This is a genomic window from Pseudomonas sp. RC10-4-2, from assembly GCF_050433085.1.
Taxonomy (GTDB): domain Bacteria; phylum Pseudomonadota; class Gammaproteobacteria; order Pseudomonadales; family Pseudomonadaceae; genus Pseudomonas; species Pseudomonas aeruginosa.
In genome coordinates, this window is the sequence record NZ_JBNPXX010000002.1 from 139495 (window position 1) to 155967 (window position 16473).

At 65.4% G+C, this 16473-nt stretch carries 15 protein-coding genes and 1 other RNA gene; 9 read left to right on the plus strand and 7 right to left on the minus strand.

All coding sequences use genetic code 11. The annotated features are described in order from the left end of the window. The first annotated feature begins 108 nt into the window (after nucleotides 1-108). The 4 genes from rho (at nucleotide 109) to FHW81_RS08680 (ending at nucleotide 5940) form a co-directional block, all read left to right on the plus strand. The gene (gene rho, locus FHW81_RS08665; protein WP_003096334.1) at nucleotides 109-1368 is read left to right on the plus strand and encodes a transcription termination factor Rho; all 1260 of its coding nucleotides are present in this window, start codon (nucleotides 109-111) and stop codon (nucleotides 1366-1368) included. Nucleotides 1369-1438: 70 nt separating this feature from the next. Then, on the plus strand, nucleotides 1439-3427 hold the full coding sequence (locus tag FHW81_RS08670; RefSeq protein WP_060774311.1) for an acyltransferase family protein: 1989 nt from the start codon (nucleotides 1439-1441) through the stop codon (nucleotides 3425-3427). A 78-nt stretch (nucleotides 3428-3505) separates the two neighbouring features. Then, a complete protein-coding gene (gene ubiD / locus FHW81_RS08675) occupies nucleotides 3506-4972 on the plus strand; it encodes a 4-hydroxy-3-polyprenylbenzoate decarboxylase (protein WP_003096332.1) in 1467 nt (488 codons plus the stop codon). Next, nucleotides 4972-5940 carry a CDP-6-deoxy-delta-3,4-glucoseen reductase gene (locus tag FHW81_RS08680; protein WP_003096331.1) on the plus strand — a complete coding sequence of 323 codons (969 nt, stop codon included), beginning with the start codon at nucleotides 4972-4974 and terminating at the stop codon, nucleotides 5938-5940. The genes ubiD and FHW81_RS08680 overlap by 1 nt, the downstream gene beginning before the upstream one ends. Before the next feature lie 36 nt (nucleotides 5941-5976). Here FHW81_RS08680 and glpT read toward each other — a convergent pair whose 3' ends face one another. Both glpT and FHW81_RS08690 read right to left on the minus strand, forming a co-directional pair. After that, nucleotides 5977-7323: a glycerol-3-phosphate transporter gene (gene glpT, locus FHW81_RS08685; RefSeq protein ID WP_003096330.1), complete on the minus strand. Its 1347-nt coding sequence runs from the start codon at nucleotides 7321-7323 to the stop codon at nucleotides 5977-5979. Nucleotides 7324-7572: 249 nt separating this feature from the next. Beyond that, nucleotides 7573-8550, minus strand: a complete 978-nt coding sequence (locus FHW81_RS08690; protein ID WP_003114042.1) for an NADPH:quinone oxidoreductase family protein — start codon at nucleotides 8548-8550, stop codon at nucleotides 7573-7575. Between the two features lie 154 nt (nucleotides 8551-8704). Between FHW81_RS08690 and FHW81_RS08695 the strand changes: the two genes are divergently transcribed. The 4 genes from FHW81_RS08695 (at nucleotide 8705) to FHW81_RS08710 (ending at nucleotide 14279) form a co-directional block, all read left to right on the plus strand. Further along, nucleotides 8705-9124, plus strand: coding sequence for a flagellar basal body-associated protein FliL (locus FHW81_RS08695; RefSeq protein ID WP_003096328.1), 420 nt, complete (start codon nucleotides 8705-8707; stop codon nucleotides 9122-9124). A 206-nt stretch (nucleotides 9125-9330) separates the two neighbouring features. Further along, the gene (locus tag FHW81_RS08700; RefSeq protein ID WP_003099200.1) at nucleotides 9331-10404 is read left to right on the plus strand and encodes an HlyD family secretion protein; all 1074 of its coding nucleotides are present in this window, start codon (nucleotides 9331-9333) and stop codon (nucleotides 10402-10404) included. Then, nucleotides 10401-13151, plus strand: coding sequence for a ribosome-associated ATPase/putative transporter RbbA (gene rbbA / locus FHW81_RS08705; protein WP_003114043.1), 2751 nt, complete (start codon nucleotides 10401-10403; stop codon nucleotides 13149-13151). Before FHW81_RS08700 ends, rbbA begins: the two co-directional genes overlap by 4 nt. A 3-nt stretch (nucleotides 13152-13154) precedes the next feature. After that, the gene (locus FHW81_RS08710) at nucleotides 13155-14279 is read left to right on the plus strand and encodes an ABC transporter permease (RefSeq protein WP_003099197.1); all 1125 of its coding nucleotides are present in this window, start codon (nucleotides 13155-13157) and stop codon (nucleotides 14277-14279) included. A gap of 9 nt (nucleotides 14280-14288) precedes the next feature. Here FHW81_RS08710 and FHW81_RS08715 read toward each other — a convergent pair whose 3' ends face one another. Continuing rightward, entirely contained in the window at nucleotides 14289-14747 is a 459-nt protein-coding gene (locus FHW81_RS08715) for an EVE domain-containing protein (protein ID WP_023130406.1), read from the minus strand. Between the two features lie 184 nt (nucleotides 14748-14931). Between FHW81_RS08715 and FHW81_RS08720 the strand changes: the two genes are divergently transcribed. Then, complete coding sequence (locus tag FHW81_RS08720) at nucleotides 14932-15063, plus strand: hypothetical protein (RefSeq protein ID WP_003096323.1); 132 nt, start codon at nucleotides 14932-14934, stop codon at nucleotides 15061-15063. A 50-nt stretch (nucleotides 15064-15113) separates the two neighbouring features. On the opposite strand, the gene FHW81_RS08725 is transcribed toward FHW81_RS08720, so the two are convergent. The 4 genes from FHW81_RS08725 to FHW81_RS08740 all read right to left on the minus strand — a co-directional run bounded on the left by FHW81_RS08725 (nucleotide 15114) and on the right by FHW81_RS08740 (nucleotide 16467). Next, nucleotides 15114-15725 carry a 5-formyltetrahydrofolate cyclo-ligase gene (locus tag FHW81_RS08725; protein ID WP_003096321.1) on the minus strand — a complete coding sequence of 204 codons (612 nt, stop codon included), beginning with the start codon at nucleotides 15723-15725 and terminating at the stop codon, nucleotides 15114-15116. A 9-nt stretch (nucleotides 15726-15734) separates the two neighbouring features. Next, a non-coding RNA gene (gene ssrS, locus FHW81_RS08730) (6S RNA) lies at nucleotides 15735-15913 on the minus strand. Between the two features lie 33 nt (nucleotides 15914-15946). Then, nucleotides 15947-16261 (minus strand): cell division protein ZapA, encoded by a 315-nt coding sequence (locus tag FHW81_RS08735; RefSeq protein ID WP_003096316.1) that lies wholly within the window; start codon nucleotides 16259-16261, stop codon nucleotides 15947-15949. Then, the gene (locus FHW81_RS08740; RefSeq protein WP_003096314.1) at nucleotides 16258-16467 is read right to left on the minus strand and encodes a TIGR02449 family protein; all 210 of its coding nucleotides are present in this window, start codon (nucleotides 16465-16467) and stop codon (nucleotides 16258-16260) included. The genes FHW81_RS08735 and FHW81_RS08740 overlap by 4 nt, the downstream gene beginning before the upstream one ends. Nucleotides 16468-16473: the final 6 nt, after the last annotated feature.

Here is a 16473-nt window from a genome sequence, read left to right on the forward strand (position 1 = left end):
GCACTTCCTACTCGAACTTTCTAGCGCTCCTGTCGCCCCCTTGCGACACGGCTTTCCCAAGCTCGACGCTTTCTCCAATTCCTCTTTCTGCGTACCTATCTCTTTCCTATGAATCTGACCGAACTCAAGCAAAAGCCGATTGCCGAACTGCTGGAAATGTCCGATGCCATGGGCCTGGAAAACATGGCCCGTTCGCGCAAGCAGGACATCATCTTCGCCCTGCTGAAGAAGCACGCGAAAAGTGGTGAAGAGATCTCCGGCGATGGCGTGCTGGAGATTCTTCAGGACGGCTTCGGCTTCCTGCGCTCCGCCGACTCTTCCTACCTGGCCGGCCCCGACGACATCTATGTCTCGCCGAGCCAGATCCGGCGCTTCAACCTGCGCACGGGCGACACCATCATCGGCAAGATCCGGCCGCCGAAAGAGGGCGAGCGTTACTTCGCCCTGCTCAAGGTCGACTCGATCAACTTCGATCGTCCGGAGAATGCGAAGAACAAGATTCTCTTCGAGAACCTGACGCCGCTGTTCCCCAACGAGCGGATGAAGATGGAAGCCGGCAACGGCTCCACCGAAGACCTGACCGGCCGCGTCATCGATCTCTGCGCGCCGATTGGCAAGGGCCAGCGCGGCCTGATCGTGGCGCCGCCGAAGGCGGGCAAGACCATCATGCTGCAGAACATCGCCAGCAACATCACCCGCAACAACCCCGAATGCCACCTGATCGTACTGCTGATCGACGAGCGCCCTGAGGAAGTGACCGAAATGCAGCGCACCGTGCGCGGCGAAGTGGTCGCCTCGACCTTTGACGAACCGCCGACCCGTCACGTACAGGTCGCCGAGATGGTGATCGAGAAGGCCAAGCGCCTGGTCGAGCACAAGAAGGACGTGGTCATCCTGCTCGACTCCATCACCCGTCTGGCGCGGGCCTACAACACCGTGATCCCCAGCTCCGGCAAGGTGCTCACCGGCGGTGTCGACGCCCATGCCCTGGAGAAGCCGAAGCGCTTCTTCGGCGCCGCGCGGAACATCGAAGAGGGCGGTTCTCTTACGATTCTCGCCACGGCGTTGGTGGAAACCGGCTCGAAGATGGACGAGGTGATCTACGAGGAATTCAAGGGTACCGGCAACATGGAACTCCCATTGGATCGCAAGATCGCCGAGAAGCGCGTGTTCCCGGCCATCAACATCAACCGTTCGGGTACCCGCCGCGAAGAGCTGCTGACCAGCGAGGACGAGCTCCAGCGCATGTGGATCCTGCGCAAGATCCTGCACCCGATGGACGAGATCTCCGCGATCGAATTCCTCATCGACAAGCTCAAGCAGACCAAGACCAACGATGAGTTCTTCGATTCGATGAAACGGAAGTAGTCTTCCAGGGAATTGAAGAAGGCGCTCCGGTTTGACCGGAGCGCCTTTTTTCATGCCTGGAGAAAAATAGATGTCGAGCCTGCCTTATCGAAGAGATATCGATGGATTGCGCGCACTGGCCATCTTGCCGGTGGTGTTCTATCACTTGGGCTTGGGCGGTTTCACCGGCGGGTATGTCGGCGTCGATGTCTTTCTGGTGATTTCCGGCTACCTGATCACTTCGATCATCCGGCGCGATCGGCAGGCCGGGCGTTTCAGCTTCGTCGATTTCTGGGCTCGCCGGGCGCGACGCATCCTCCCCGCTTTGTTCGTTATGATGGCCGTCAGCCTGGCGGCCGGCTGGTTCCTGATGGAGCCGCGGGACTACGAGCAACTGGGTCGTGCGGTGCGTTACCAGACGATGTTCGCCTCGAATATCCTGTTCTGGAAGCAGGATGGCTATTTCGACGCCGCGTCCGAATTCAAGCCGCTATTGCATACCTGGTCGTTGTCGGTGGAAGAGCAGTTCTACATTCTCTTCCCTCTACTGCTGGCCGCGGTCTCCGGGCGTCTGCTGCGCTGGCGGCTCGCCATCCTCCTCGCGGTCCTGGCGCTATCGCTGGCGGCCAGCGTCTGGGCGGTGAACCAGCGACCTGGCAGTGCATTCTTCCTCCTGCCGATGCGCGCCTGGGAACTCCTGGCGGGTGCCGCGCTGGCATTGCTGCCGGGCGGTAGCCGCGGTCATTCGCAGTGGTCCCTGCAACTGGCGGCCACCCTCGGGATAGCGGCGATTCTCCTGCCGGTGTTCTTCTACGACAGCGACACTCCTTTCCCCGGCCTCGCGGCGCTGCCGGCGGTGCTTGGCACCGCCCTGCTGATCTGGGCCAACGGCGCCGGCGACACCTGGGCTCGCCGCCTGCTGGGCTGGCAACCGCTGGTCTGGTTCGGTCTGATCTCCTATTCGCTGTACCTCTGGCACTGGCCGTTGTACGTCTTCGTCCAGTACCACGCACTGGAGACCCTGGGCCTGCCGGCACGCCTGGGGTTGCTGGCGGCGAGCATCGGCCTGGCGGCACTGTCGCTGTACTACGTCGAGGCACCGTTCCGCGAGCGCAAGCTGTTCGCCGGGCGCCGGCAGATGCTTGGCGCGGCGCTGTGCAGCTTGCTGCTGCTGGGAGTCGTCGGCCAGTTGGTGCGGCATTACGACGGCGTGCCGTCGCGTCTTTCCGAGGAAGCCTTGCGTTATGCCAAGGCGTCCAAGTGGCGCGATGGGCAGACCGACTGCATGTTCGACAAGAAGGCGCTCAGTCAGGAAAGCATCTGCCGCTTCCCGGCGGAACTGGCTGCCGAACGACCGCTGCTGGTCAGTTGGGGCGACAGCCATTCCGCGGCGTTGAGCCCGCTGCTGCGCGAACTGGCTACCAGTCGCCGACTGCCGATCTGGCAGGCTTCGCTGGCGGGCTGTCCGCCGTTGCTGGGGATGCTGGAAAAGGACAATTGCCTGCGTTTCAACCAGCAGATGCTCGAGTTCGTCGAACAGCAGCGGCCGGGCGGGGTGATCCTCGCCGGGCGCTGGGACATGTATATATACGGCGACTCGCAGGATGGTACCCGCAACATTCTCCGCGAGCCGGACGACACGCCGGACAGCTCGATCGCCGAGGCGCTGCTGCGGCAACGCCTGAGCGGGATGATCGAAAGGCTGAACGCGGCCGACGTACATGTCTGGCTGGTCAAGGACGTACCGCTGCTGCCATTCAAGGCACCGGCGCGGCTGGTGCGGCTGAGTCTGAGCGGGGAGGATGTCGGGCGCGCACGTTTTCCCTTCGCTGAGCACGCCGCGCGCGTCGCCTACGTGAATGCGCTGTTCGATGCGCTGGCCGAAGGCAACCCGCGGGTGAGCGTGCTCGACCCCTCCAGCGTGCTCTGCGATGGCCTGGATTGTTTCGCCGAACGTGATGGCTGGTCGCTGTACATGGATAACAACCACCTTTCGACCCAGGGGGCCCATGAACTCGGGCCTTTGTTCGAGCCGATGCTACAGAGCCTCGACGACTCGAGGATCGCCAGCCAGCAGTGACCGAATGCCGCGTTTGCCTGCTGCCGGATGGGCCGGGAGCAGGTAGGATGTGGGGTCTTGCAGTGAATGGTTAGGCCAATGACGTTCAAGGATCTCCGCGATTTCATCGCCCAGCTGGAGCAGCGCGGTGCGTTGAAGCGCATCCAGGTGCCGATTTCCCCCGTGCTCGAGATGACCGAGGTGTGCGACCGCACGTTGCGCGCCAAGGGCCCGGCATTGCTGTTCGAAAAGCCGACCGGCTTCGACATGCCGGTGCTCGGCAACCTGTTCGGTACGCCGGAGCGCGTGGCGCTGGGCATGGGCGCCGAGGACGTCGGCGCGCTGCGCGAGATCGGCAAGCTGCTGGCGCAACTCAAGGAGCCCGAGCCGCCGAAGGGCCTCAAGGACGCCTGGGCCAAGCTGCCGATGTACAGGAAGGTCCTGTCCATGGCGCCGAAGGTGCTCAAGGACGCCCCCTGCCAGGAAGTGGTCGAGGAGGGCGAGGACGTCGACCTCGGCCGGCTGCCGGTCCAGACCTGCTGGCCGGGCGATGTCGGGCCGCTGATCACCTGGGGCCTGACCGTTACCCGCGGGCCGAACAAGGAACGGCAGAACCTGGGCATCTACCGCCAGCAGGTGATCGGCCGCAACAAGGTGATCATGCGCTGGCTCAGCCATCGCGGCGGCGCACTGGACTACCGCGAGTGGTGCCAGAAGCATCCGGGCCAGCCCTATCCGGTAGCCGTGGCGCTGGGCGCCGATCCGGCGACCATCCTCGGTGCGGTGACGCCGGTGCCGGACACCCTTTCCGAATACGCTTTCGCCGGCCTGTTGCGCGGGCATCGTACCGAGCTGGTCAAGTGTCGCGGGAGCGACTTGCAGGTGCCGGCCAGCGCCGAGATCGTCCTCGAAGGGGTGATCCACCCCGGCGAGATGGCCGACGAAGGTCCCTATGGCGATCACACCGGCTACTACAACGAGGTCGATCGCTTCCCGGTGTTCACCGTCGAGCGCGTCACCCGCCGGCAGAAACCGATCTACCACAGCACCTACACCGGGCGTCCGCCGGACGAGCCGGCGATCCTCGGGGTGGCGCTGAACGAAGTGTTCGTGCCGATCCTGCAGAAGCAGTTCCCGGAAATCGTCGATTTCTACCTGCCGCCGGAAGGTTGTTCCTACCGGATGGCGGTGGTGACCATGAAGAAGCAGTACCCAGGGCACGCCAAGCGCGTGATGCTCGGGGTCTGGTCGTTCCTGCGGCAGTTCATGTACACCAAGTTCGTCATCGTCACCGACGATGACATCGATGCGCGCGACTGGAACGATGTGATCTGGGCCATCACCACGCGGATGGACCCCAAGCGCGACACGGTGATGATCGACAACACGCCCATCGACTACCTCGACTTCGCCTCGCCGGTTTCCGGCCTCGGCTCGAAGATGGGGCTTGATGCCACCCACAAGTGGCCGGGCGAGACCAGCCGCGAATGGGGGCGCGCCATCGTCAAGGACGAAGCGGTGACACGGCGCATCGACGCGCTCTGGTCGAGCCTCGGGATCGACTGATGCGTATCGTCCTGCAACCGTCCGGCGCCTGCCTCGAGCTGCTGCCGGGGGAACGCATCCTCGATGGCGCCCGGCGGCTTGGCTACGACTGTCCGCAGAGCTGCCGCAACGGCAACTGCCATATCTGCGCGGCGCTGCTGGTGGAGGGGCGGGTACGCCAGAACGGCGAGGTACGCGATCATGGCGAACTCTTCACCTGCCTCGCCGAGCCGCTGGAAGACTGCGTGCTGCATTGGGACGGGGTGCTGGCGCCGGGTGAACTGCCTCTGCGCAAGCTGACCTGCCAGTTGAGCTTCTGCGAAGAGGTCGGCGGCGACGTCTACCGGGTCGGCCTGCGCGCGCCGGCCGGCAAGCCGCCACGCTATCACGCCGGGCAGTACCTGTTGCTGGAGCGTGACGGCGGCGACAGCGCGGCGTTTTCCCTGGCCTCCGCACCGCATGCGGGACGCGACCTGGAGTTGCACATCCTGGCCAAGGAAGACAGTGCCGTCGCGCTGATCGCGCAGTTGCAGCGCGAGCGCCTGGCACGGATCCAGCTGCCGTTCGGCGACGCGCACCTGGCGGAACTGCCCGACGGTCCGCTGGTGCTGATCGCCGCGGGAACCGGCATGTCGCAGATGCACAGCCTGATCGAGCACTGCCGCGCCGCCGGCTTCGCCCATCCTGTACATCTCTACTGGGGCGTTCGGCGTCCGGAGGATTTCTACCGACTGCCGCACTGGACGGAGTGGGAAGGCCTGCCGAACCTGTTCCTGCACCGGGTGGTCAGCGACCTCTGTGGCTGGGAGGGGCGCTGCGGCTTGCTGCACGAGGCGGTGCGCGAGGATTTCGCCGACCTGTCGAGCCTGCATGTGTATGCCAGCGGCTCGCCGGCGATGGTCTACGCGACCCTGGATGCCCTGGTCGAAGCAGGGATGGACGCGCACCAGATGCGCGCCGACGTGTTCGCCTACGCGCCGCGGGACTGAACGCGGCTCCGGCCTGGCGCCGGAGCCGCCGCGTCATCAGCCGGCTTGCTGCGGCGCGGCCTGGACCGCGGGTTTGCGCAGGGTCAGGCAGAGGAACAGGATGGCCAGCAGGCAGGCGCCGATCAGCAGCTTGAAGCCACCGTCCCAGCCGAAGTGATCCACCGTGTAGCCGACCAGGGCGTTGGCCGCCACCGAGCCGCCGAGGTAGCCGAACAGACCGGTGAAGCCGGCGGCGGTGCCGGCCGCTTTCTTCGGCGCCAGCTCCAGGGCCTGCAAGCCGATCAGCATCACCGGGCCGTAGATCAGGAAGCCGATCATGATCAGCGCGGCCATGTCGATCGCCGGGTTGCCGGCCGGGTTCAGCCAGTAGATCAGGGTGCCGACGGTCACCAGGATCATGAACACCACGCCGGTGGCGCCGCGATTGCCCTTGAACAGCTTGTCCGACAGCCAGCCGCAGAGCAGGGTGCCGGGAATCCCCGCCCATTCGTAGAAGAAGTACGCCCAGGACGACTTGTCGACGTTGAAGTGCTTGGCCTCCTTGAGGTAGGTCGGCGCCCAGTCGAGCACACCGTAGCGCAGCAGGTAGACGAACACGTTGGCCAGGGCGATGTACCAGAGCAGCTTGTTGCGCAGCACGTAGGTGACGAAGATCTCCTTGGTCGACAGCTCGCGCTCGTGGTGTTCGTCGTAGCCTTCGGGGTAGTCGTCCTTGTGCTTCTCGATCGGCGGCAGGCCGCAGGATTGCGGGGTGTCGCGCATGGCGAAATAGGCGAATACGGCTACGCCCACGGCGACGATGGCCGGCACGTAGAAGGCCGAGCGCCAGTCGCCGAACAGCGCCAGGCCGAGCAGGAACAGCGGGCCGATCAGGCCGCCGCCGACGTTGTGGGCGACGTTCCACACCGAGACCACGCTGCCGCGCTCCTTCTGCGACCACCAGTGGACCATGGTCCGTCCGCTCGGCGGCCAGCCCATGCCCTGGGCCCAGCCGTTGATGAAGAGCAGGACGAACATGATGGCGACGCTGGAGGTAGCCCAGTGCGCGAATCCGAAAATGAACATCACCGCCGCCGACACCAACAGGCCGAACGGCAGGAAGACCCGTGGGTTGGAACGATCCGAGACCAGGCCCATGATGAATTTCGACAGGCCGTAGGCGATGGCGATGGCCGACATCGCGACGCCCAGTTGACCGCGGCTGTAGCCGTCCTCGATGAGGTAGGGCATGGCCAGGGAGAAGTTCTTGCGCAGCAGGTAGTAACCCGCGTAGCCGATGAAGATACCGGCGAAGATCTGCCAGCGCAGGCGCCGGTAGGTGCTGTCCACCTCGGCATCGGGCAGTGGCGCCTGGTGTGGCGCGGGACGAAAGATTCCGAACATCGCGAGCTCCGCTTGTTGTTGTGTCGCGCCTTTTTACGCGGTTGCGAACACTACATTTTTCGTAAATGAAAAAATAGCGGAAATGTTACAGGTTGAGTGCATTGGTCGGAAATAAGAAAGCCCCGGTCGGAAACCGGGGCCTTCATAGGGGAAAAACATCTGACAGCGTGGGCCTCGGCCGGTGTATCGCTCCGGCCCGCCATGCCTTTCTCCGCACGGGCGGGAGGCAATACTCGCCGCCTTCGTGGCTCAGCGAACCTCCACCACCACCTTGCCGACCGCCCTGCGCTGGCCGAGGGCGTCGATAGCGTCGCCGGCCCGTTCCAGCGGGAAGCGCTGCGACACCAGCGGCTTCAGTTTGCCTTCGGCGTGCCAGGCGAACAGCTGGCGGAAGTTGTCAGCGTTGTCCTGCGGCTGGCGTTGGGCGAACGATCCCCAGAACACGCCGACCAGCGAGGCGCCCTTGAGCAGGGTCAGGTTGGCCGGCAGCGAAGGGATGCTGCCGCTGGCGAAGCCGACCACCAGCATCCGTCCGTTCCAGGCGATGCTGCGGAAGGCCTCCTCGAACAGTTCGCCGCCCACCGGATCGTAGATCACATCGACGCCCTGGCCGCCGGTCAAGGCCTTGAGCTGCTCGCGCAGGCTACCTTCGCTGTAGTTGATCAGTTCGTCGGCGCCGGCGGCCTTGGCCACGGCGAGCTTGTCGGGGGTACTGGCGGCAGCGATCACCCGGGCGCCCATGGCCTTGCCGATCTCCACGGCAGCCAGCCCGACCCCGCCGGAAGCGCCGAGCACCAGCAGGGTCTCGCCGGGTTGCAGGTTGGCGCGCTGTTTCAGGGCGTGCATCGAGGTGCCGTAGGTCATGCCGAAGGCGGCGGCGCTGGCGAAGTCCATGCCTTCGGGAATCGGCATCACGTTATAGCCGGGCACCTTGACCTGCTCGGCGAAGCTGCCCCAGCCGGTCAGGGCCATGACCCGGTCGCCGGGCCTGACGTGGGCGACCTTTTCGCCGACCGCGGCGACCACCCCGGCCGCCTCGCCGCCCGGGGAGAAGGGGAAGGGCGGCTTGAACTGGTACTTGCCTTCGATGATCAGGGTGTCTGGGAAGTTGACCCCTGCGGCGTGCACATCGAGGAGGATTTCGTTCTTCGCCGGGCTCGGGCTGGCGATTTCTTCCAGGACCAGGCTGCTGGCCGGGCCGAAGGCTTTGCAGAGGACGGCTTTCATCGGGGACGCTCCAGTTTGCGGTCCGGCCAGTGTAGGAGGGAGACGCCGGGGGTCAATCAGCATCGCCGCAACTGATGGTTGTCCATAAACCCCGGGCTTGGGCCCGGCCGAGAGTCTGGCTATGCTTGCCGGCATTCGTCGAGGAGATGCGCCCGTGAGAACCCCCATTGCCCTGTCGCTGGCCCTGTGCCTGAGTCTGTTCCCGTCGTTCGCCTCGGCCGAGGAGGCCGCGCCGGAAGGCGAGGGCGCGAACAAGCCGGTCTACGTCGACCTGACCCCGGCGCTGGTCGGCAACTACGGCAGCGGGCCGCGCCTGCAGTACTACAAGGCCGACATCGCCCTGCAGGTGGCCGACAAGGACGCGGCGACCAAGGTCGAGCATCACGAGCCCTTGATCCGCAACCAGTTGATCATGCTGTTCGCCCAGCAGACCGACCAGAGCCTGGGTACGGTCGAGGCCAAGGAAAGCCTGCGCCAGGAGGCGCTGAAGCAGGTCCAGCAGACCCTCGAGCAGGAAGAGGGCAAGCCGCTGGTGACCGACCTGCTGTTCAACAACCTCATCGTCCAGCCCTGAGGTCAACTATCCGTTCTGTCCCGCGCTCCCGGATGCGAGGCACCGGCGATTCTGCTTTCCTGTGAGATTCGGTCGGGCGCGTCTGACGTGCATCAACACCCGCGCGCCGCCCTGGAGGGACAATCGAGCCAGTGAAGTCCGCGGCGGCCGCGCTTTCCAGCGTGAGCGCCATCGCCGCGGCCTGGCCGGACGTGCGAGGAGAAGGGATGAAACAGGAAAGCAAACGGTGGCTGAGCCGTGCCTTGATCGTGGCGGCGCTGCTCGGCGTAGGCGTGCTGGTCTGGCAGGTATCGCGACCGACTGGCCTGGGCGAGGGATTCGCCAGCGGCAACGGACGCATCGAGGCCACCGAGGTGGACGTGGCGGCCAAGCTTCCCGGGCGGGTCGCCGAGATCAAGGTCGACGAGGGCGACTTCGTCAAGGCCGGCGAAATCGTCGCGCGGATGGATACCCAGGTGCTCGAGGCGCAGTTGGCCCAGGCCCAGGCCCAGGTGCGCCAGGCGGAGAACGCCAAGCTCACCGCGACCTCGCTGGTGGCCCAGCGCGAGAGCGAGAAGAGCACTGCCCAGGCCGTGGTGGCGCAGCGCCAGGCCGAGCTGACAGCGGCGCAGAAGCGCTTCACCCGTACCGAGGCGCTGGTCAAGCGCAATGCCCTGCCGCAACAGCAACTCGATGACGATCGGGCGACCCTGCAGAGCGCCCAGGCGGCGTTGTCCGCGGCACGCTCGCAAGTGATTTCGGCGCAGGCGGCGATCGAGGCCGGGCGTTCCCAGGTAATCGAGGCGCAGTCGGCCATCGAGGCGGCCAAGGCCAGCGTCGCCCGGCTCCAGGCGGATATCGACGACAGCCTGCTCAAGGCGCCGCGCAACGGCCGCGTGCAGTACCGCGTGGCACAGCCGGGGGAAGTGCTGCCGGCCGGTGGCAAGCTCCTCAACATGGTCGACCTGGCCGACGTCTACATGACTTTCTTCCTGCCATCCATGCAGGCCGGTAGGGTCGGACTGGGCCAGGAAGTGCGCTTGGTGATCGACGCGGTGCCGGACTACGTGATCCCGGCCAAGGTTTCCTATGTCGCCAGTGTCGCCCAGTTCACCCCGAAAACGGTGGAAACCGCCAACGAGCGGGAGAAGCTGATGTTCCGGGTCAAGGCGCGGCTCGATCCGGCGCTGCTGGAAAAATACATCACCTACGTCAAGACCGGCGTGCCCGGAATGGCCTACCTGCGACTGGACCCTGAGGTCGAGTGGCCGGCCAACCTGCAGATCAAGGTTCCGCAATGACCGCTGGCGGGAGCGGCGTGGCGAGCCTCCGGGGCGTTTCGCTGCGCTACGGCGAGACGCGTGCGGTTGACGACGTCAGCCTGGAGATCCCGGCCAACCGCATGGTCGGCCTGATCGGTCCGGACGGGGTCGGCAAGTCCAGCCTGCTGGCGCTGCTGGCCGGCGCACGGAAGATGCAGGATGGCGAGATCCGCGTGCTCGATGGCGACATGCGCGACCGCCGCCACCGCCGGGCGGTCTGCCCGCGCATCGCCTACATGCCCCAGGGGTTGGGCAAGAACCTCTACCCGACGCTCTCGGTGTTCGAGAACGTCGACTTCTTCGGTCGGCTGTTCGGCCACGACAAGGCCGAGCGCGAGCGGCGCATCGCCGACCTGCTGCAGAGCACCGGGCTGGCGCCGTTCGCCGAGCGTCCTGCGGGCAAGCTGTCCGGCGGCATGAAGCAGAAGCTCGGGCTGTGCTGCGCGCTGATCCACGATCCCGACCTGCTGATCCTCGACGAGCCGACCACCGGCGTCGACCCGCTGTCGCGCAACCAGTTCTGGGAGCTGATCGGCCGTATCCGCGCGGGCCGCGAAGGCATGAGCGTGCTGGTCGCCACCGCTTACATGGAGGAAGCCGAGCGCTTCGACTGGCTGGTGGCGATGGACGACGGAAAGGTCCTGGCCACCGGTACGCCGCAGGAGTTGCGCGAGCGTACCGGGACGCAGAGCCTCGAGTCGGCGTTCATCGCCCTGCTGCCGGAAAGCAAGCGCGCCGGCCACCATCGATTGGTGATCCCGCCGCGACCGCAGAGCGAAGGCGCGCCGCGGATCGCCATCGAGGCCGAGGGCCTGACCTGTCGTTTCGGCGACTTCGTCGCGGTCGATCACGTCAGCTTCCGTATCGAGCGTGGGGAGATCTTCGGCTTCCTCGGCTCCAACGGCTGCGGCAAGTCCACCACCATGAAGATGCTCACCGGCCTGCTGCCGGCCAGCGAAGGCACGTGCGCGCTGTTCGGCCAGCCGGTGGACGCCAGCGACATGGCGACCCGTCGCCGGGTCGGCTACATGTCCCAGGCCTTTTCCCTGTATGCCGAGCTGAGCGTGCGGCAGAACCTGGTGTTGCACGCCCGGCTGTTCCACCTGCCGGCGGATGGCATCCCGGCACGGGTCGGCGAAATGCTCCGGCGCTTCGACCTGGAGAAGGTGGCCGACGAGCTGCCCAACGACCTGCCGCTGGGCATTCGCCAGCGTCTGTCGCTGGCGGTGGCGGTGATCCACAAGCCGGAAATCCTGATCCTCGACGAGCCCACTTCGGGGGTCGACCCGGTGGCTCGCGACGGCTTCTGGGAGCTGATGGTCGAGCTGTCGCGCCGCGACGGGGTGACCATCTTCATTTCCACCCACTTCATGAACGAGGCTCAGCGCTGCGATCGCATCTCGCTGATGCATGCCGGCAAGGTACTGGCCAGCGATACTCCCGATGAGCTGGTGCGCCAGCGTGGTCTGCCGACCCTGGAAGCGACCTTCATCGCTTACCTGGAGGAAGCCGCGGGTGCCGCCGCGCCAGCGCAACCGGCCGAGGCGCCGGCCGTCGCGGAGCAGCCCGGCGATGGCCAGGAGCGCCAGGCGCAACGCGAACGCTTCAGCCCCCTGCGGCTGTTCAGCTATGCGCGCCGCGAAGCCATGGAGCTGCGCCGCGACCCGATCCGCCTGACCCTGGCCCTGCTCGGCACCGCGCTGCTGATGTTCATCATCGGCTATGGCATCAACATGGACGTCGAGGACCTCTCCTGGGCGGTCCTCGACCGTGACCAGACCACCACCAGCCAGGCCTACGCGCTGAACATCGCCGGCTCGCGCTATTTCGTCGAACATGCGCCGATCACCGACCCGGACGACCTCGACCGGCGCCTGCGCAGCGGCGAGCTGAGCCTGGCGGTGGAGATTCCGCCGAACTTCGGGCGCGATCTCAAGCGTGGCTCTGATCCGGCCATCGGCGTGTGGATCGACGGAGCGATGCCGACCCGTGCCAACACCGTGCTCGGCTACGTGCAGGGTCTGCACACCAGCTACCTGGCGGACCTCTCGCGGCAGGCGGGTGGGGCCGAGGCCAGCGCGGCGGCCAGCACCGAGGTGCGCTATCGCTACAACCCCGACGTGGAAAGCCTGAAGGCGATGGTGCCGGCGGTGATCCCGCTGCTGCTGATCATGATCCCGGCCATGCTCACCGCCCTCGGCGTGGTGCGCGAAAAGGAACTGGGTTCGATCACCAACCTCTATGTCACCCCGGTGACGCGCCTGGAGTTCCTGGTCGGCAAGCAGCTGCCCTACGTCGCCATGGGCATGATCAACTTCCTGCTGATGCTGGTCCTGGCCATCGTGGTATTTCGCGTGCCGCTCAAGGGCAGCTTCCTGGCGTTGACCATCGGCGCTTTCCTCTATGTGGTCACCAGCACTGGCCTAGGGCTGTTCCTCTCGACGTTCATGCGCAGCCAGATCGCCGCTGTATTCGGCGTGGCGATCGCCACCATGATCCCGGCGATCCAGTTCTCCGGGCTGATCCACCCGGTGTCCTCGCTGGAGGGTGCGGCGGCCTGGATCGGCAAGCTCTATCCGACCTCGCATTTCCTGGTGGTCAGCCGCGGCGCCTTTTCCAAATCGCTGGGTCTGTCCGATCTCTGGGCCTACTACCTGCCGCTTGCCGCTTCCATCGTGGTGCTGACCCTGCTCAGCGTGGCCTGCCTGAAGAAGCAGGAGGACTGAGCGATGCGCAGCCTGGCCAACATCTTCAACCTGGGCATCAAGGAGTTCCGCAGTCTCGGCCGCGACTACGCGATGCTGGCACTGATCGTCTGGGCCTTCACCCTGGGCGTCTACAGTTCCGCCACCGGTATTCCGGAAACCTTGCATCACGCGCCGATCGCGGTGGTCGACGAGGACCGCTCGCAGCTCTCGTCGCGTATCGTCAATGCCTTCCAGCCCCCATACTTCCGGCCGCCGGAAATGATCGGACATGCCGAGATGGATCGCGGCATGGACGTCGGCCTGTATACCTTCACCCTCGATATCCCGCCGGACTTCCAGCGCGACGTGCTCGCCGGGCGCAAGCCCTCGATCCAGGTCAACGTCGACGCGACCCAGACCGGGCAGGCCTTCTCTGGCGCGGGCTACATCCAGAACATCGTCGCCACCGAGGTGCGCGAATTCGTCAGCCGCTACCGCGCGGAGCCGAGCATGCCGGCGCAGATCGAGGTGCGCATGGAATTCAACCCGAACCTGACCCAGGCCTGGTTCGGTGGGGTGATGGAAGTGATCAACCAGATCACTATGCTGTCGATCATCCTCACCGGCGCCGCGCTGATCCGCGAGCGCGAGCACGGCACCGTCGAGCACCTGCTGGTGATGCCGCTGTCGGCCTTCGAGATCATGATGGCCAAGGTCTGGTCGATGGGGTTGGTGGTGCTGGTGGCGGCGGGGCTCTCGTTGCAGTGGGTGGTGCGTGGCTGGCTGGACGTGCCGATCAGCGGCTCGGTGGGACTGTTCCTGCTCGGCGCCGGATTGCATCTGTTCGCCACCACCTCCATGGGCATATTCCTCGGCACGGTGGCGCGTTCGATGCCGCAGCTCGGACTGTTGACCATCCTCGTGCTGCTGCCGCTGAACATTCTTTCGGGCGGCACCACGCCACGGGAAAGCATGCCGGAACTGGTGCAGAACATCATGCTGGCGGCGCCGACCACGCATTTCGTCAGCCTGGCCCAGGCGATCCTGTTCCGCGGCGCCGGTTTCGACATCGTCTGGCCGCAGTTCGCCGGTATCGTGGTGATCGGTTCGGCGTTCTTCTTCGGCGCGCTCTGGCGTTTCCGCCGGACCATCTCGCAGATGGCCTGAGCGATGGCTTCAGCGTTTCGCCAGCGGCAGGATCGCCTGCCATTCCTCGGCGCTGACTGGCATTACCGAGAGGCGGCTGCCCTTCTGCACCAGGGCGAGGTTGGCCAGGGCGTCCTGGGCCTTCAGCCGGGCCAGTGGAACGACCTCGGCGAAGGCTTCGACGAAGCTGACGTCGCGGGCGCTCCAGGGGTTCTTCCCGGCGCTGGCCTTGGGGTCGTGGTAGGGGCTGGCGGGATCCAGGGCCGTGGGATCGGGGTAGGCTTCGCCTTCGATGCGGGCGATACCGGCGATGCCGGGCTGCGGGCAACTGGAGTGGTAGAAGAAGAACAGGTCGCCGGGCTTCATGCTGCGGATGAAGTTGCGCGCCTGATAGTTGCGCACGCCATCCCAGCGGGCGGTTCCGAGGCGTTGCAGGTCGCGGATCGAGAGTTCGTCCGGCTCGGATTTCATCAGCCAGTAGGCAGGCATGAACTTTGCTCCTCTTTCGTAGATATACGTAGGAAACGTCTGCGCGTGACCACCGGTCGCCGGTGTAATTGCGTATGACTTCAGCTTATCGGAAAATGCCGTTTTTCAGCGGGGCAGGGTGCTCAGGCGATAAGATAATCGCAAGGACCGGCCTCGAAAATTGCCTGGAAGGGGGAGGCAATCGATGAAGCGCAAGCCAGACTTGCTGTGGGTTTTGGTCATCATCTTCGGACTTGGGGTCGTCACCACCGGTTATACCCAGAGCCTCTGGGAACGACAGGCCAGTACGCCCGCCCAGGTGACGCAACAGCCGTAAGACTCGCCGGGTATCGCATGGAACGCGGTACCCAGGGTTCTCCCTCCTTCCTAGCGTTTCCCTGCCACGTACCAGCCCGCATCGGTCACCGTTCCCGCCAGGGGAATGTCCCAGCTGGCCAGCGCCAGTCGATCCACCTTCTGACATTCATGGGCCAGGCCGATCAGCGTCGGTTTGTGACCATTTTTGCGCCTCGCCAGGTAGGCCAGGCTGCGGTCGTAGAAGCCGCCGCCCATGCCCAGGCGCCCGCCCTGTTCGTCGAACCCCACCAGCGGCAGCAGTACCAGGTCCAGCGCCCAGGCCTTGCGCTGGCGGCCGGCGTCGGCCAGCGGTTCGCTGATGCGGAAGCGGTTGCGGGTCCAGCGTTCGCCGCTGCCGACCCGCTGGAATACCATGCGCGTCCGCGGCCAGGGCGCCAGCACCGGCAGGTAGGTGGCCTTGCCGCGCTTCTGCGCCGCACGCAGCAGCGGACGCGGGTCGATCTCGCCGTCGTTGGGCAGGTACAGGGCGATATGGCGGGCACGGCGGAAAAGGGGATGCTGCGCCAGTTGTCGATAGAGGGCGCGGGCGGCGAGGCGTTGCTGCAGGGGGGAGAGCGCGCGGCGCGCCTGGCGGAGCTTGCGGCGCAGGGCCGGGCGGCTGAGGTCTTGCGATTCGATCATGTGGAAAGGTAGCTCCCCGGTCGTGCCGCTGTCGGGTTAGCCCTTGAACCCGAAAGTTCAAGGTGGCGGTTGCAGTAGACCTTAAGGCTTTCCGTCGTGCGGACATGCACACCGGTCCAACTGGCAACCTCCGTTGTTGCAGTTATCGGCTCAGGGACATCACCGACTGGCCAACACACCAGGGAGCGGAGGCCAGTATACCCGAATTGGCCGCGCCCGGGTCAGGCTTCGCCGGCATCGGCCGGATTCGCCAGGGCGCGGTCGACGCGATCGAGCAGTTCGCGCACGCGCTCGCGGGTCGAGCTGCTTTCCTGGTCCAGGCGCTCCTTGCGGTGCAGCAGGTCGTGGGTGATGTTGAGGGCGGCCATCACGGCAACCCGGTCGGCGCCGATGACTTTGCCGCTGGAGCGGATCTCGCGCATCTTGCCGTCCAGGTAACGGGCGGCGCTTTCCAGGTTGGCGCGCTCGTCGTCCGGGCAATTGATGCAGTATTCCTTGTCGAGAATCTGCACGGTGAGGGTATTCGACTGGCTCATGTGTCCTGCTCCAAGGCTTTCAGACGCAAAATCATCGCTTCGACCTTGTGTCTCGCCATTTCGTTCTTTTCGATCAGATGAGCGCGCTCCTCGCGCCAGGACTTTTCGTTCGCCCGCAGCAGCCGGTTCTCCGCCTTGAGCTGTTCCAGCTTCTGGAGCAGCTGGTCGAACTTGGCCGTCAACAATTGCAGATCGGCGTCTTCCATGGGCTC